Consider the following 14,613-nt stretch of genomic DNA (forward strand, 5'->3'; position numbering starts at 1 on the left):
GTTCTTCGACCCGGCGCTTGCGTCTGCAATAGACCCAAGGATTGCCGCAGGGATACATCTAAGACAGCGGTTTTTTGAAAATCAGCACGGCCGTTGGGTAAATTTTGTGTAAGGTCCGTACCGGCTTCTTTACGGCTCTTGCGAACCTGCGCAGGCACGCTGTCATGATCGATCAGAACGCGATGGAATGGCTAATCCCGTCCATCTGAAAGTGGTTATAGAAGGAGATGTTTCATGCAGATGAACCCCAACAGAGACACCCAGCTGTGCATGTCGCTTTCCGGGCGTCCCGGCAATTTCGGCCTGCGGTTTCACAATCATCTGTATGAACAACTGGGCCTGAATTTCTACTACAAGGCGTTCAACAGTCAGGACTTGCCAGGTGCTGTTGGCGGCATTCGTGCACTGGGCATTCGTGGCTGTGGCGTGTCGATGCCGTTCAAGGAAGCCTGCATTACGCTGGTTGATGAACTGGACGCGTCCGCTGCGGCCATTCAATCGATCAATACCATCGTCAACACCGATGGCCACCTCAAGGCCTACAACACCGATTACATCGCCATCGCCCAGCTGCTTGAAACCCATCAGGTGCCGAAGGAATCGACCTTTGCCCTGCGCGGCAGCGGCGGCATGGCCAAGGCCGTGGCCAGTGCCCTGCGCGATGGCGGCTATAAAAATGGCCTGATCGTGGCCCGTAACGAGCGCGCCGGACGTGCGTTGGCTGAATCGCTGGGTTATCAGTGGCAAGCGGAACTGGGCACGCAGCGCCCACAGATGTTGATCAACGTTACGCCGATTGGCATGAGTGGCGGACCTGAGGCCGATCAACTGGCGTTCGACGCTGAAACCATTGCTGCTGCGGAGACGGTCTTCGATGTGGTGGCGATTCCCTCGGAAACACCGCTGATCGTGCGTGGTCGTGCCGAGGGGAAACGCGTTATTACCGGACTGGAAGTGATCGCAATCCAGGCGCTTGAGCAGTTTGTCCTGTACACCGGCGTACGGCCGACGGATGAGCAGTTTCATAAAGCGGTGGAGTTTGCCCGTAGCTGATCAGTCAGGTTGTCTGTTGACTGTACCGGCCCCTTCGCGAGCAAGCCCGCTTCCACAGTAGATCGGCGCCGTAAACAAACTTTGTGATTGGCGGAGAACCCCTGTGGGAGCGGGCTTGCTCGCGAATGCCGCAACTCGGTCTCCGGGCTAGCCCATTCGGTTGCCGCAACATTCCCCGCCTATACTCCTCGCCAGCAAGCAAAGACTTGCCCCCCCAACAAACAAACCGTGACCGAGGTTTCCATGCATCCCCCCATTCTCAACCTGAATCAGGTCGAACTCGAACCGTTGCCCGAAGCCCTGGCGCCCACCGGTGAAACCGCCAACCGCTATCAGCAGAGAATGGCCCGCGTCGGTCAGCAGCTGGGGGCTCAGAAACTGGGATATCGCCTATATGTGCTGGAACCCGGCATGCGTGGCAGCCCGTTTCACAGTCATCGGGTCAACGAGGAGATGTTTTACGTCGTGGCCGGGGAAGGGGAGGTTCGCCTCGGTGCAGAACGTTTTCCGATCCGCGCCGGTGACGTGATCGCGTGCCCGCCGGGCGGTCCTGAAGCCGCGCACCAGATCATCAACAACAGCAATGGCGAACTGCGCTACCTGGCGGTCAGCACCCAGCAATCGCCGGAGATTTGCGAGTACCCGGATTCCGGCAAATACGCTGTGATGGACGACTTCATGGTCGACGCCGAAGGCAATGCCTCAGGCTTCGTCGCCATCGCCCGACCGGGTGACGGCGTGGATTACTGGGATGGCGAATAACCTTCCAGGCATGGCGCGGATCCCTGTAGCCGTTGCCGAGCTTGCGAGGCTGCGTCCGGCTGCGCAGCAGTCGTTAAATCATGCGCTGCGGAGTGTCAGGTAAATCTTGCTTACCGGGTTTACGACTGCTGCGCAGCCGGACGCAGCCTCGCAGGCTCGACAGCTGCTACAGGGGATCGCGTTGGTTATTCGAGGCGGGTCAGGCGTTCTTCCAGCGCTGCAATCCGCGCTTCAAGCTCTTCGATCCGCTCAACCGACACGCCGCTGCCGGCACCGCGTTCAGCCGGGTTTTGCCGGGCCGCAAGGATGACCTCGATATCCGCCGGATCACCCAACGCATGCATATAGCGGTCTTCTCGCTGCCCGGCCTGACGTGGAATCAACAACGCCAGACCACGAGCAATCAAGCGCTCCAGTTGATGCACAACCTGTTCGGCGTCTTCAAAATCATGCATGCGGCCACTGCGGGTCAGCAGTTCATTGACCGTCTGCGGACCGCGCAGAAATAGAAGCCCCGCCAGAATCACCTGTGCCGGCACCAGTTCCAGCGCCTTGTCGACCTTATGTTCCCAGCGATCGGCACGGCTGCCCATCACCAGTTTGGTAAAGCCGCGACCTTCAAGGGCGCGCAGGCTCTGGCCGACCTGACCCTGGGTGAGGTTCATCACCGGTTCGCGACTGGTTTTCTGGTTGCAGGCAATCACCAGCGCATTAAGAGTCAGCGGATAGGTTTCCGGGCTGGTGGCTTGCTTCTCGATCAACGAGCCCAGAATGCGGATTTCCGCGCTGTTGAGCCGCGGCTCGTCGAAGGTCGTTTCTTGCTCAGTGCTCATCGCGCTTTTCCCTATGCAGTCGAAGCATGCAGTCGAAGCCGCCTAGCCTAATCCTTGCTGGATAAAAGACAAGCCGCAGGAGGGGCGGGCATGGCTATAATCGGCCCACGTTTCCCTCCTGTCACCACACGAGACTGTCATGACTATTTCCCTGTATGCCGCTTCCGTTCCGGTTTTCAAACAAATGCTCAGCGCCCTGAGCGACGTTCTGAACAAGGCTGAAGCCCACGCTACCGCCAAGAACATTGACCCGAACGCGTTCCTGCAAGCCCGCCTGTACCCGGACATGTTCCCGCTGGTGCGTCAGGTGCAGATCGCCGTTGATTTCGCCAAAGGCGTTTCCTCGCGTCTGGCCGAGATCGAAGTGCCGAAATATGACGATACCGAAACCACCTTCGCTGAACTGCAAGCATTGATTGCCAAGGTTCTGGCTTACATCGGCGAGATCAATCCTGAGCAGATCGACGGCAAGGAAGGCATTGAGATCGTTACCCGTCCAGGCACGCCGAAAGAGAAGCGCTTCAGTGGCCAGGCTTACTTGTTGACCTACGGCCTGCCGCAGTTCTTCTTCCACGTCACCACCGCTTACGCATTGCTGCGTCACAACGGTGTTGAAGTGGGCAAGCGCGATTACATGGGCGCGTTCTAGCCCGCCCCGCGCACTAAAAAGCCCGCCAAGGTGCAAGCCTTGCCGGGCTTTTTGTTTTTGCCCTCTGTAGGAGCCAGGCTTGCCGGCGAAGGCGATTATGAGGACGCCTTCGCCGGCAAGCCTGGCTCCTACAAGGGGCGGTGTTACGCCAGGCGTTCGGCTTTCGCGTCTTCACCCAGGCACGCAGCAGCAGTGAACAGCACATCGGTGGACGAGTTCAGCGCGGTCTCCGCCGAATCCTGCAACACACCAATAATGAAACCGACCGCCACCACCTGCATGGCGATTTCACTCGGAATGCCAAACAGGCTGCACGCCAGCGGAATCAGCAACAACGAACCGCCGGCTACACCCGAAGCGCCACACGCACAGATCGCCGCCACCACACTGAGCAGAATGGCGGTCGGAATATCCACGGCGATGCCCAGGGTATGCACGGCCGCCAGCGTCAGCACGGTAATGGTGATCGCCGCGCCGGCCATGTTGATGGTGGCGCCGAGCGGAATCGACACCGAGTAAGTGTCTTCGTGCAGGCCCAGGCGCTTGCTCAATTCCAGGTTGACCGGAATGTTAGCCGCCGAGCTGCGGGTGAAGAACGCGGTGATGCCGCTTTCCCGCAGGCAGGTCAGCACCAGCGGATACGGATTGCGACGCAGTTTCCAGAACACGATCACCGGGTTCATCACCAGCGCCACGAACAGCATGCAGCCCAGTAGCACGGCCAGCAGATGCATGTAACCGAGCAACGCGCCGAAGCCGGACGTGGCGAGGGTCGACGCGACGAGGCCGAAGATCCCCAGCGGCGCGAACCGAATCACCAGGCGCACGATCAGGGTCACACCATTGGACAAGTCGCCGAGCACCTCACGAGTGGTGTCACCGGCATGGCGAATCGCAACGCCCATGCCGATCGCCCAGGCCAGAATGCCGATGAAATTGGCGTTCATCAGCGCGCTGACCGGATTGTCGACCACGCTGAGCAGCAAACTTTGTAGCACTTCGCTGATGCCGCCCGGCGCGGTCACCGCGACGTCCTGTGTGGCCAATACCAGGCTGGAGGGAAACAACGTACTGGCAACCACCGCCACGACCGCGGCGGCAAACGTGCCCAGCAGGTACAAGAACAGAATCGGCCGGATGTGGGTTTCCTGGCCGTGCTTATGGTTGGCGATCGAGGCCATGACCAGCACGAACACCAGAATCGGCGCGACGGCTTTCAGCGCCGAAACGAAGACCTTGCCGATGAACGCCGTGGACTTCGCCACGTCCGGCGCGAACAGTGCCAGGGCAATCCCGGCGATCAGGCCGATGATGATTTGCGAGACCAGGCTCAAGCGTTTCAAGCGTTGCAATAGCGAAGGGGATGAAGCAGTCATAAAACGGCATCTCTGATTATTAGGTGCGGGGGTGTCGCGACATCGCGGCCATTAAAGGGCGGATGAACAGGGTGTACGAATCGCAGGGCGCGGACTTTATCACAGCGTGGTCTTCATCCTTCAGACCTGTGACGATCTGTCGCCCGCGTGATCAACGAGATCGGCAGGTTCGTGCAACCCTGATTGGAAACACTCTGTTAACATTGCGCATCCTCATTTTCAAGTCATGCCAGTGGGCCTTCGGGCTATCGCTGGTGTCGTCGTTTTCTGGAGTTCTGCATGCTGTTGCCCATCCTTCTGTTGTCGGCCGCCGGTTTTACGGTGCTGACCACGGAGTTCATCATCGTCGGTCTGTTGCCGGCGATCGCCCGAGACCTGGGCGTCAGTATTCCCCAGGCGGGTTTGCTGGTGACCTTGTTCGCCTTCACCGTTGCGGCGTTCGGGCCGTTCCTGACCGCGTACTTCGCCAGGTTCGAGCGGCGCAAGCTGTTCATCTCGGTGCTGATCATGTTCGGTCTGGCCAACACCCTTGCGGCGTTTGCGCCGAACATCTGGGTGATGTCCGTCGCCCGGCTGATCCCCGCGCTGGGGCTGCCGGTGTTCTGGGCGCTGGCCAGTGAAACCGCCGTGGACATCGTCGGGCCGGACTACGCCGGTCGGGCCATCGCCAAGATCGGTTTTGGCATCGTCTGCGCCACGGTGTTCGGCATTCCTGTCGGCACACTGATTTCCGATGCGTTCGGCTGGCGCAGTGCCTTTGGCATTTTGGCGGTGATCGCGTTTGCCAAGGCGTTGCTGCTGTTTATCTACCTGCCGAAAACCAACCTGCATCAGCATCAGGTGAGCTTCCGTTCGCAGTTCAAGATCCTGCGCAGCCCGTTGATGCTGGGCCATGTCTTGCTGTCGGTCCTGGTGTTCAGCGGCATGTTCACCGCTTACACCTACCTCGCGGATATCCTTGAACGCCTCGCCGGTTTCAACGGCACGTTGGTCGGCTGGTGCCTGATGGGCTTTGGCGCGGTCGGCTTGATCGGCAACTCACTGGGCGGTCGCGCAGTGGATCGTCATCCGCTGATGGCTTCGATGATGTTCTGCGCGTTCATGATCGCCGGCATGGTGGCGTTGGTGCCGAACATTCATTCGCCCCTCGGTCTGGCGGCGGCGATGGGGATTTGGGGTGTGACCCAGGCTGCGTTGTTCCTGGTCAGCCATGTGCGATTGATGAAGGCCGCGCCCGAGGCTCCAGCCTTTGCCGCGTCGCTGAACATTGCCGGGGCCAACCTCGGCATCGGTCTGGGCGCGATGGTCGGCGGACGCGTGATTGACAGCGTTGGCCTGGGCGGGCTGGGTTTTGCGGCGGCGGCATTTATCCTGGTTTCGATTCTCCTGGCCATGGCGCTGATGACCATGAAACCGCGCGAAGTCTGCGCCTGACCCTTCACAGCTCGGTGAACAGCTCGCGTCGGGCACCTTCGGTAATCGCCACAATGCCGGGGTGCTTGACCTTGCGTTCGACCGAAATGGCGTAGAACGACTCAGTCACTGCGTCGGTCTGGCCAATCAACTCCACGCCGTATTGGCGTTTCACTTCGTCGGCAATCACACTCGGGCCGATGAAAATTCCGCTGCCGGATTGACCGAAAGCCTGCATCAGCGCGCTGTCGTCGAATTCGCCGACGATGCGCGGCTGGATCTGCTGTTCGGCAAACCAGCGTTGCAAACGGCTGCGTACCACGGTTTCCGGCCCAGGAATCAGCAGCGGTGCGCCGTGCAGGCTGCGCGGGAAATCCTGACCGTACTGCGCCGCCAGTTCAGCGGTGGCAAAGAAACTGATCCCGCATTCACCGAGTTTCTGGCTGTAACCCTTGATGTCCAGGTGCGATGGCATCGGGCTGTCGGAAATCACCAGGTCGAGGCGCTGGATCGCCAGGTCGGCGAGCAAACGTTCGAGTTTGTCTTCACGACAAGTGATGCGCAGCGGTTCGCTCAATTCCATGGTCGGCGCAATCAGGCGATAGACGATGGATTTGGGTACCACATCCGCGACGCCCACCCGAAACAGGATCTGCTGTTCGTTGGGTTGCGCCCGCAGCATCAACTCCAGTTCGCCACCTAGCTGAAACATTTGCTCGGCGTAGGGCAGGGTTTGACGCCCGGCCTCCGTCAGCTCAAGCTGCCGGCCGACGCGTCGGAACAGCTCGATGCCATAGGTTTGTTCGAGCAAGGAAATCTGCCCGCTGATGGTCTGCGGCGTCAGGTTCAGCTGCTCACAGGCGCGCACGATGCTGCCGGTCTTGGCCACCACCCAGAAGTAATGCAATTGCCGATAATTCAACATGTTGTTTATATCCCCGCGGTACACATCCCCTGTAGGAACGAGCGGTTCGGCGCTCCGACTTGCCGGCGAAGAACGATAACGCGGTCCTTCAGGAAGACTGCGTCAACGTTCTTCGCGGGCAAGCCTCGCTCCTACAATTAATTCTGGATTCGTAAAAACCGAAGTATAACCGCTGAAAATACGAATTTTCCTGAAGTGTTTGCCTCCCTAGAATGCCTCGCTATCAACGGGCCATCGTTTCGGCCCGTTTTGTTCTATCGAGGAAAGCATCATGAAGCTTAAAACCACGGCGCTGTTGATTACGTCTTTACTGGTACTGGCCGGTTGCGACCAGGCCGAGAAAAGCGCTCAGCAATTGATGGGCAAGGCTGCCGAGACCGCCAAGCAGGCGATCGACGACACCCACAAAGCCGCCGAACAAGCGATCAGCGATGCCACCGGCGGACTGATCAGCAAGAAAGAATCATCGAGCGAAGACAAGCAGAAAACCGAATCTTCGTCCCAGGAAATCTAAACCGTTTAACGAGTCAGGACTGACCCATGGAATACCTTTTAGAACTTGCTGCAAGCCCCACTGCCTGGGTCGCCCTGGCCACGCTGATCGTCATGGAAATCGTGCTCGGCATCGATAACCTGATCTTCATCTCGATCCTGACCAACAAGCTGCCCGAGCAGCATCGGCAGAAAGCACGCCGCATCGGGATCGGCATGGCGTTGATTCTGCGACTGGGCCTGCTGAGCACCATTGCGTTCATCGTTCAGTTGACGGAGCCGGTGATCGATATTCTCGGCCACGCGTTCTCCTGGAAGGACATGATCCTGATCGCTGGTGGCCTGTTCCTGTTGTGGAAGGCGACGACCGAGATCCATCACAGCATGGACCCGGCACCGGATGATCCGAAGTCGGCGACCTCGACTGTGACCCTGGGCTTTGCTGCTGCGATCGGTCAGATCCTGATGCTGGACATGGTGTTCTCCATCGACAGCATCATTACCGCAGTGGGCATGACCGAGCACTTGCCGATCATGATCATCGCCGTGGTGGTGTCGGTGCTGGTGATGTTGCTGGCGGCTGACCCTCTGGCCAAGTTCATCAACGACAACCCGACGGTGGTGATGCTGGCGCTGGGCTTCCTGATCATGATCGGCATGACGCTGATCGCTGAAGGTTTCGGTGCCCATGTGCCTAAGGGCTACGTCTACGCCGCCATGGCCTTCTCGGCGACGATCGAGGGGTTGAACATGATGTCGCGTCGGGCCAAGCAGAAGAAAATAGCGGCTGAAGCTTAACCGGCGATAAACGAAACGGCCGCCTGCGCTCGAAAGAGCCCAGGCGGCCGTTTTTGTTTATGAATTCGAAATAGGTCAGTGCGCGGTCACGTGACGTGCTGGCGGTTTATCGGTTTGCGCCACAGGCGCCGATTGAGCGGGGTGGTGATGGTGCCGCCGGGTAATCCGCAAAACGCCCCACAACATGGCGGCGGCCACCGCCAGCCAGCCGGAAATCAACATCACGATTGTCATTGTCAGGCTCATCAGTGCCTCCTCTTTGCCCTGCCGTGGGCACACACTCTCTGCAAATGACAGTCTAGTCGTTGCTGTGTTTCAGGCTATTGACCAAAGGTCGGCGTCATCAACCAGTTCGCTCTATCGAATGCGCTCGACTGCAGGTTAAGGCTATACCGCCGTCGCGTGGCGTCCTATGATCGACGGCCAAGCCGGGAGCGTGTTGCCTGGCGTCTGAACAAGAGAGTGATGATCGTGCGGGTATTTTCTCGAATTCGAACGGCGGCGCTGATTGTCGGCTGCGTTGCAGGATTGGCAGGCTGCGCGGGGAGTGTGGCGCCGGAGATCAAGCGTCTGCCGGAACGTGTCGAACTCAGCGGCACGTTCTACCGGGGCCAGGACTATCAAAGCGGGCCTCAGGTGCTGGCCAGCATGCTGTCGCAGCAGGGCGTCGTGATTACGCCCGGGTTACTCGAAAAACCCCTGCATGTGCCGGGCGCCGAAGCACAGTTGCAGCAGAACATGCAGAACCTTGCTCGTGAGTACGGGATGGTGGTTTATCCCCTCGACAGCAATCTGCCTGCGCTGTTGACCCAGGTCGCGGCCGGCTATCCGGTGATGGTGCGCTTCACTGAAGGCTCGACGCTGTGGGCTGAACCGCGTTACGCCATTCTCGCCGGCTACAATCGCCAGAAGCAGACGGTGTTGCTGCGTGCTGGCATGAATCGCCGCAATTTGATGAGCTTCAGTTCTTTTGAGTCATCTTTCAAGGACGCCGGCGGCTGGGCCATATTGATTCAAAAGCCCAATCAGATCCCGGCCAACGTCGATCAGCAGCGCTGGCTGAAGGCAGCGAGCGATCTTGGTCGGGCCGGTCAGGAACAGGCCGCTGCACGTGCGAAGAAGGCGCTGACCGCGCAGTAGGCCGTTCGTCACGTGCCCGGCACCGCCGAGCATGTCTGGCCTCTAAAGGACAAGGCCCGGTTTCTCCGGGCCAGATCCCAGGAGGCGCCCCATGGCACATTCCAATACCCCCGACGGCCCGCATTCGTCTGAGCATTCTTCGGGCGACGAGTTGGGTTTCGACCCCGATTCGCCGGACCTCGCCGACCCTCAGGTCGATCCCATCGGGCCCGCCAAGGCGCCCAGGGATGTGAAGCCGGGCGACAATCCCAGGTCGCCGGCGAAGCCTTACGACCCACTCGCTGATCTGAAACCCTAACCCCTGGTGAGGTGCGTATGTCTACTGATTCGAGTTTCAACGACAAACGTCCGGACAGTGTTCCCACAACGCCCGAAAAGGGAGTTGATCCGGTGATGGATCCGAACGATCCGTTAAGGGATCCTTTGGCGCGTCCGATGGTGGTCCCGACGGAGCATCCCCATGGCATGAAAGATCCAAGCGCCGGGGATGGCATTCCGGATGACGATCAGATGCCTTTACCCAACGATTAACGCCAGACGAAAAAAAGCCCCGAATGATCGGGGCTTTGTTTTGTTTGCTGTCGCTGACTTATTTCGAAGCTTCAACCACGCCGCTCTGACGATGCTTGAGGTTCTTGTCCGATTTGTACTGCAAGGCTACCGATGGCACGTCTGCGCCTTTGCCGGTTTCCACCCAACTGCGGATGCGGGCGGCATCGGCAAAATGCGTGTACTTGCCAAAGGCGTCGAGGATCACCAGCGCCACCTGGCGATTGCCCATGCTGGTCACCAACACCAGGCAGTGACCGGCTTCATTGGTGAACCCGGTCTTGGTGAGCTTGATGTCCCAGTTTGGCTTGCGGACCAAATGGTCGGTGTTACGGAAACCCAAGCTGTACTTGGGTTTGCGGAACGTGACGGTTTTTTCCTTGGTGGTGCTCAGCTCGGTCAATAACGGATATTTATGTGCGGCGATCAGCAATTTGCTCAGGTCGCGGGCAGTGGAGACGTTACGAGGGGAGAGTCCGGTCGGTTCGACGAAGTGGGTGCTGGTCATGCCCAGCGCCTTGGCCTTGGCGTTCATCGCGGCAATGAATGCGACATAGCCGCCCGGATAGTGATGGGCCAGGCTCGCGGCTGCACGATTTTCCGAAGACATCAGGGCGATCAGCAGCATTTCCCTGCGCGACAATTCGCTTTTGAGTTTGACTCGGGAAAACACGCCTTTCATTTCTGGTGTGTCGCTGATGTTGATGTTGATGTATTCGTCCATGTTCTGCCTGGCCTCAACCACGACCAGGCCGGTCATCAATTTGCTGACAGAGGCGATAGGGACAACCACGTCGGGATTGCTTGCATAGATGACTTTGTTGGTCTGCATATCCAGCAGCAAAGAACTGCCGGAAGCGAGCTTGAGTTGTTTCGTATCTCGGGGGGGCGCGGTGGTCTCCGCGGCATTAACGGTTGGCGTGATGAACGTCCCTGTAAATGCAAACAATAGGCTCAGGATGGAAAGACGAATTTTCACGCTGGCAGACTCATAAGGTGTTGATAAGCCGTTATGTAACGGGCTATTTCGTAAAAGCGCGACATTCTGGAGTATGGCTGAATAACTGTCGATGGTTGGTCAAGGAGGAGGTGAAAGTCCTTGGGAATGTGAAAAAAAAGTCATTTTCCGGCGGATGGTCGATATTTCACTTCAGACAAAAAGAACCCCGCCATTGGCGGGGTTCTTTTGTTCGTCGCTTATGTCGAAGCGGGCACTCAGCTGTGCAGTGTTTCCGCCGCGTACAGCGTATTTTCCAGCAGGCAAGCACGCGTCATCGGGCCGACACCACCCGGGACTGGAGTGATCCAGCCGGCGCGGGGCAGGGCGGTTTCGTAGATCACGTCACCGACCAGTTTGCCGTCTTCCTGGCGATTGATGCCGACGTCGATCACGATCGCGCCTTCCTTGATCCACTCACCTTTGACCAGACCCGGCTTGCCGGCGGCTACGACGACCAGATCGGCACGGCCGACATGGCCGGCCAAATCCTTGGTGAAGCGGTGAGTGACGGTCACGGTGCAACCGGCGAGCAGCAATTCCATCGCCATCGGGCGACCAACAATGTTGGACGCTCCGACCACGACGGCGTCCATCCCGTAAAGATCGGCACCGGTGCTTTCCAGCAGGGTCATGATGCCTTTAGGGGTGCATGGACGCAGCAGTGGAATGCGTTGGGCCAGGCGACCGACGTTATAGGGGTGGAAACCGTCGACGTCTTTGTCCGGACGAATACGTTCCAGCAATTTGGAGGCATCCAGGTGTTCAGGTAAAGGAAGCTGAAGCAGAACGCCGTCAATTGCCGGGTCGTCGTTCAGGCGATCGATCAGATCGGTCAGTGCTTTTTGAGTGGTTTCGGAAGGCAGGTCGTAGGCTTGGGAAATGAACCCGACCTCTTCACAGTCTTTACGCTTGTGCGAGACATAAACCTGAGAGGCAGGATCGCTGCCGACCAGGATCACCGCGAGGCCCGGTGTGCGCAGGCCTTGCTCGCGACGCTCGGTGACTCGTTTGGCGATCTGCTGGCGCAGGCTGGCGGCGATCGATTTGCCGTCGATTAGTTGTGCAGTCATTGCGCGTGATTAACCATCGAGAGGGGAAAAAAAGAGAACGCATTCTCGCATGTCATGAGGTGAGGGCAAAGGCGCTTGGTCTGCAAATTCCTCTAAGCCCTTTAATTAAATGAATTTTTTATAAAAAGGATTTGACGGCCTTCGGGGCGCTCTATACTATTCGTCGCACTTGTCGGGCACAGCCTAGCACTGGATGAGAAGGTCAAGCGGAATTACGGTTCTGTGAGGCTGGAAAGCTCTTAGTTTGTAGTCCTCCAAGAGTACAGATTAATAAGGCGCCCGTAGCTCAGCTGGATAGAGCATCCGCCTTCTAAGCGGATGGTCGCAGGTTCGAGTCCTGCCGGGTGCGCCATTAGGCAGCTTTGGCACAAGTAGCGCAATATGGTGGGCGTAGCTCAGTTGGTAGAGCACGGGATTGTGACTCCCGTTGTCGAGGGTTCGATCCCCTTCGTCCACCCCATATTTCAAAAGGCGCCAGATTAACAGTCTGGCGCCTTTGCTTTAACAGCTTCAAACGCGGATGTGGTGGAATTGGTAGACACACTGGATTTAGGTTCCAGCGCCGCAAGGTGTAAGAGTTCGAGTCTCTTCATCCGCACCAAATAAAGCTTCAAACAAGCCGGCTGGCTTGGTTGGGGCGCAGCAAGGAAGTGTTTGGCTTCTTTGCAAGGCAATATGGTGGGCGTAGCTCAGTTGGTAGAGCACGGGATTGTGACTCCCGTTGTCGAGGGTTCGATCCCCTTCGTCCACCCCATATTTCGAGAGGCGCCAGATTTAACAGTCTGGCGCCTTTTTTGTTTTAGCGGTTCGAGTGTTAAGCGGCTGCATGTCCTGGGTCGCAGGGGCGGGGTGTTTCGTCGTATTTATGTTTCTCGATGATGCCGCGCCACTCGCCGACCTTGCTCGCAAGATCGGCTGTCAGGGAGATGATTGGCAGTTCTTCTATATATAGAAGGATTGGCGCAGAGCCCTGGCATGACTGGCTGTATTTGCTAACAGGGCGAGGCGCAACCGTTTGTCCCTCGCCTATAAATTGCCTGCTGCTTTTTTACCCGTTTTCAGTAGGGTGACTTCTTGAGTTTGACCCACTAGAATGCATGCCCTTGATTCTGGGGTCGGAAACGGCCGGCTAACGTCTGTGCAACGAGGAATATCCATGCAAGTTTCTGTTGAAAATACTTCTGCTCTTGAGCGCCGCATGAGCATCATCGTGCCGGCTGAGCGCATCGAGACTCAGGTCAACAAGCGTCTGCAGCAGACTGCCCAAAAGGCCAAGATTGCTGGCTTTCGTCCAGGCAAAGTGCCAATGAGCGAAATCAAGCGCCGTTTCGGTGCTGATGCGCGTCAGGAAGCCGTAGGCGATGTGATCCAGTCTTCCTTCTACGAAGCTGTTGTCGAGCAGAAGCTGAACCCGGCTGGCGCTCCTTCGATCGAACCTAAATCGATGGAAGCCGGCAAAGATCTGGAATACGTCGCTATCTTCGAAGTGTTCCCTGAGTTCACCGTTGCTGGCTTCGACGGTATCACCGTAGAGCGCCTGAGCGCTGACGTGGCTGATGCCGATCTGGACAAAATGCTGGACGTCCTGCGCAAGCAGAACACCCGTTTCGAAGTGGCCGATCGCGCTGCCCAGAACGACGACCAACTGAACATCGATTTCGTCGGCAAGGTTGACGGTGAAGTGTTCGCTGGCGGTTCCGCCAAAGGTACTCAGCTGGTTCTGGGTTCCGGCCGCATGATCCCTGGTTTCGAAGACGGTCTGGTTGGTGCTAAAGCCGGCGAAGAGCGCGTTCTGAGCCTGACCTTCCCAGAGGACTATCAGAACCTCGACCTGGCCGGCAAGACCGCTGAGTTCACCGTTACCGTGAACACTGTTTCCGAGCCAAAACTGCCAGAGCTGAACGAAGAATTCTTCGCTCAATTCGGCATCAAGGAAACTGGCCTGGAAGGCTTCCGCACCGAAGTTCGCAAGAACATGGAGCGCGAGCTGCGTCAGGCGATCAAATCCAAGGTCAAGAATCAGGTAATGGACGGTCTGCTGGCCACCAACCCGATCGAAGTGCCTAAGGCTCTGCTGTCCAACGAAGTTGACCGTCTGCGCGTGCAGGCTGTTCAGCAATTCGGCGGCAACATCAAGCCTGACCAACTGCCGGCCGAGCTGTTCGAAGAACAAGCCAAGCGCCGCGTTGTGCTGGGTCTGATCGTGGCTGAAGTGGTCAAGCAATTCGACCTCAAGCCTGACGACGCCCGCGTTCGCGAAATGATTCAGGAAATGGCTTCGGCCTACCAAGAGCCTGAGCAGGTTGTGTCCTGGTACTACAAGAACGACCAGCAACTGAACGAAGTCCGTTCGGTTGTGCTGGAAGAACAAGTTGTGGATACTGTTCTGCAGAAAGCTAGCGTGACCGATAAATCGGTCTCTTACGAAGAAGCAGTCAAGCCGGTAGAAGCTCCACAAGCCGACTGATCGTTTTTGCGGTAAGAAGCACACACCATAAGCCAGCCTTCGTGCTGGCTTATGCGTATTCAAGACATAACTATTTGGGAGTGACT

At 57.9% G+C, this 14,613-nt stretch carries 15 protein-coding genes, 4 tRNA genes and 1 pseudogene; 14 read left to right on the top strand and 6 right to left on the bottom strand.

Going from position 1 to position 14,613, the window contains the following annotated elements:
• Positions 1-234: 234 nt before the first annotated feature.
• Both ACYZTM_RS25640 and ACYZTM_RS25645 read left to right on the top strand, forming a co-directional pair.
• Positions 235-1,053, top strand: coding sequence for a shikimate 5-dehydrogenase (locus tag ACYZTM_RS25640; RefSeq protein ID WP_131061949.1), 819 nt, complete (start codon positions 235-237; stop codon positions 1,051-1,053).
• 243 nt (positions 1,054-1,296) lie between these two features.
• Positions 1,297-1,815, top strand: a complete 519-nt coding sequence (locus ACYZTM_RS25645) for a cupin domain-containing protein (RefSeq protein WP_131061951.1) — start codon at positions 1,297-1,299, stop codon at positions 1,813-1,815.
• 185 nt (positions 1,816-2,000) lie between these two features.
• On the opposite strand, the gene ACYZTM_RS25650 is transcribed toward ACYZTM_RS25645, so the two are convergent.
• Positions 2,001-2,648 carry a YceH family protein gene (locus ACYZTM_RS25650; protein ID WP_461985323.1) on the bottom strand — a complete coding sequence of 216 codons (648 nt, stop codon included), beginning with the start codon at positions 2,646-2,648 and terminating at the stop codon, positions 2,001-2,003.
• Between the two features lie 139 nt (positions 2,649-2,787).
• Between ACYZTM_RS25650 and ACYZTM_RS25655 the strand changes: the two genes are divergently transcribed.
• Positions 2,788-3,297, top strand: coding sequence for a DUF1993 domain-containing protein (locus ACYZTM_RS25655; RefSeq protein WP_461985325.1), 510 nt, complete (start codon positions 2,788-2,790; stop codon positions 3,295-3,297).
• A 143-nt stretch (positions 3,298-3,440) separates the two neighbouring features.
• Here the strand turns inward: ACYZTM_RS25655 and sstT are convergent, their stop codons facing one another.
• The gene (gene sstT, locus ACYZTM_RS25660; protein WP_131061954.1) at positions 3,441-4,673 is read right to left on the bottom strand and encodes a serine/threonine transporter SstT; all 1,233 of its coding nucleotides are present in this window, start codon (positions 4,671-4,673) and stop codon (positions 3,441-3,443) included.
• A gap of 279 nt (positions 4,674-4,952) precedes the next feature.
• On the opposite strand from sstT, the gene ACYZTM_RS25665 reads away from it, so the two are divergent.
• Entirely contained in the window at positions 4,953-6,107 is a 1,155-nt protein-coding gene (locus ACYZTM_RS25665) for an MFS transporter (protein WP_461985327.1), read from the top strand.
• A gap of 4 nt (positions 6,108-6,111) precedes the next feature.
• On the opposite strand, the gene nhaR is transcribed toward ACYZTM_RS25665, so the two are convergent.
• Positions 6,112-7,011, bottom strand: a complete 900-nt coding sequence (nhaR, locus tag ACYZTM_RS25670; protein WP_010458685.1) for a transcriptional activator NhaR — start codon at positions 7,009-7,011, stop codon at positions 6,112-6,114.
• A gap of 271 nt (positions 7,012-7,282) precedes the next feature.
• On the opposite strand from nhaR, the gene ACYZTM_RS25675 reads away from it, so the two are divergent.
• The gene (locus tag ACYZTM_RS25675) at positions 7,283-7,525 is read left to right on the top strand and encodes a hypothetical protein (RefSeq protein ID WP_461985329.1); all 243 of its coding nucleotides are present in this window, start codon (positions 7,283-7,285) and stop codon (positions 7,523-7,525) included.
• A 26-nt stretch (positions 7,526-7,551) separates the two neighbouring features.
• Positions 7,552-8,301, top strand: coding sequence for a TerC family protein (locus ACYZTM_RS25680; protein ID WP_131061957.1), 750 nt, complete (start codon positions 7,552-7,554; stop codon positions 8,299-8,301).
• A 75-nt stretch (positions 8,302-8,376) separates the two neighbouring features.
• Here the strand turns inward: ACYZTM_RS25680 and ACYZTM_RS25685 are convergent, their stop codons facing one another.
• Positions 8,377-8,547 carry a hypothetical protein gene (locus ACYZTM_RS25685; protein WP_165557481.1) on the bottom strand — a complete coding sequence of 57 codons (171 nt, stop codon included), beginning with the start codon at positions 8,545-8,547 and terminating at the stop codon, positions 8,377-8,379.
• Between the two features lie 166 nt (positions 8,548-8,713).
• Here ACYZTM_RS25685 and ACYZTM_RS25690 point away from each other — a divergent pair.
• From ACYZTM_RS25690 to ACYZTM_RS25700, 3 genes and pseudogenes are all read left to right on the top strand, one after another.
• Positions 8,714-9,441, top strand: a pseudogene (locus tag ACYZTM_RS25690) (cysteine peptidase family C39 domain-containing protein).
• Positions 9,442-9,532: 91 nt separating this feature from the next.
• Complete coding sequence (locus ACYZTM_RS25695) at positions 9,533-9,739, top strand: DUF6021 family protein (protein ID WP_131061959.1); 207 nt, start codon at positions 9,533-9,535, stop codon at positions 9,737-9,739.
• A 17-nt stretch (positions 9,740-9,756) separates the two neighbouring features.
• Entirely contained in the window at positions 9,757-9,972 is a 216-nt protein-coding gene (locus tag ACYZTM_RS25700; protein WP_461985332.1) for a hypothetical protein, read from the top strand.
• Positions 9,973-10,030: 58 nt separating this feature from the next.
• Here the strand turns inward: ACYZTM_RS25700 and pbpG are convergent, their stop codons facing one another.
• Positions 10,031-10,969 carry a D-alanyl-D-alanine endopeptidase gene (gene pbpG / locus ACYZTM_RS25705; RefSeq protein ID WP_131061961.1) on the bottom strand — a complete coding sequence of 313 codons (939 nt, stop codon included), beginning with the start codon at positions 10,967-10,969 and terminating at the stop codon, positions 10,031-10,033.
• 236 nt (positions 10,970-11,205) lie between these two features.
• On the bottom strand, positions 11,206-12,060 hold the full coding sequence (gene folD, locus ACYZTM_RS25710) for a bifunctional methylenetetrahydrofolate dehydrogenase/methenyltetrahydrofolate cyclohydrolase FolD (RefSeq protein ID WP_131061962.1): 855 nt from the start codon (positions 12,058-12,060) through the stop codon (positions 11,206-11,208).
• Between the two features lie 275 nt (positions 12,061-12,335).
• Here folD and ACYZTM_RS25715 point away from each other — a divergent pair.
• From ACYZTM_RS25715 to tig, 5 genes are all read left to right on the top strand, one after another.
• Positions 12,336-12,412 (top strand) — tRNA-Arg (locus tag ACYZTM_RS25715).
• A 32-nt stretch (positions 12,413-12,444) separates the two neighbouring features.
• Positions 12,445-12,520, top strand: a tRNA-His gene (locus ACYZTM_RS25720).
• 56 nt (positions 12,521-12,576) lie between these two features.
• Positions 12,577-12,661: transfer RNA gene (locus tag ACYZTM_RS25725), tRNA-Leu, on the top strand.
• Positions 12,662-12,738: 77 nt separating this feature from the next.
• Positions 12,739-12,814, top strand: a tRNA-His gene (locus ACYZTM_RS25730).
• 402 nt (positions 12,815-13,216) lie between these two features.
• The gene (tig, locus tag ACYZTM_RS25735; RefSeq protein ID WP_461985335.1) at positions 13,217-14,527 is read left to right on the top strand and encodes a trigger factor; all 1,311 of its coding nucleotides are present in this window, start codon (positions 13,217-13,219) and stop codon (positions 14,525-14,527) included.
• Positions 14,528-14,613: the final 86 nt, after the last annotated feature.

It is taken from the genome of Pseudomonas sp. MDT2-39-1 (assembly GCF_054898085.1).

What these genes read in the sequence shown, in the direction of transcription:
- ACYZTM_RS25640 (WP_131061949.1), top strand. Translation starts at nt 235, where the DNA reads ATGCAGATGAACCCCAACAGAGACACCCAGCTGTGCATGTCGCTTTCC.
- ACYZTM_RS25645 (WP_131061951.1), top strand. Translation starts at nt 1,297, where the DNA reads ATGCATCCCCCCATTCTCAACCTGAATCAGGTCGAACTCGAACCGTTG.
- ACYZTM_RS25650 (WP_461985323.1), bottom strand. Translation starts at nt 2,648, where the DNA reads ATGAGCACTGAGCAAGAAACGACCTTCGACGAGCCGCGGCTCAACAGC.
- ACYZTM_RS25655 (WP_461985325.1), top strand. Translation starts at nt 2,788, where the DNA reads ATGACTATTTCCCTGTATGCCGCTTCCGTTCCGGTTTTCAAACAAATG.
- sstT (WP_131061954.1), bottom strand. Translation starts at nt 4,673, where the DNA reads ATGACTGCTTCATCCCCTTCGCTATTGCAACGCTTGAAACGCTTGAGC.
- ACYZTM_RS25665 (WP_461985327.1), top strand. Translation starts at nt 4,953, where the DNA reads ATGCTGTTGCCCATCCTTCTGTTGTCGGCCGCCGGTTTTACGGTGCTG.
- nhaR (WP_010458685.1), bottom strand. Translation starts at nt 7,011, where the DNA reads ATGTTGAATTATCGGCAATTGCATTACTTCTGGGTGGTGGCCAAGACC.
- ACYZTM_RS25675 (WP_461985329.1), top strand. Translation starts at nt 7,283, where the DNA reads ATGAAGCTTAAAACCACGGCGCTGTTGATTACGTCTTTACTGGTACTG.
- ACYZTM_RS25680 (WP_131061957.1), top strand. Translation starts at nt 7,552, where the DNA reads ATGGAATACCTTTTAGAACTTGCTGCAAGCCCCACTGCCTGGGTCGCC.
- ACYZTM_RS25685 (WP_165557481.1), bottom strand. Translation starts at nt 8,547, where the DNA reads ATGAGCCTGACAATGACAATCGTGATGTTGATTTCCGGCTGGCTGGCG.
- ACYZTM_RS25695 (WP_131061959.1), top strand. Translation starts at nt 9,533, where the DNA reads ATGGCACATTCCAATACCCCCGACGGCCCGCATTCGTCTGAGCATTCT.
- ACYZTM_RS25700 (WP_461985332.1), top strand. Translation starts at nt 9,757, where the DNA reads ATGTCTACTGATTCGAGTTTCAACGACAAACGTCCGGACAGTGTTCCC.
- folD (WP_131061962.1), bottom strand. Translation starts at nt 12,060, where the DNA reads ATGACTGCACAACTAATCGACGGCAAATCGATCGCCGCCAGCCTGCGC.
- tig (WP_461985335.1), top strand. Translation starts at nt 13,217, where the DNA reads ATGCAAGTTTCTGTTGAAAATACTTCTGCTCTTGAGCGCCGCATGAGC.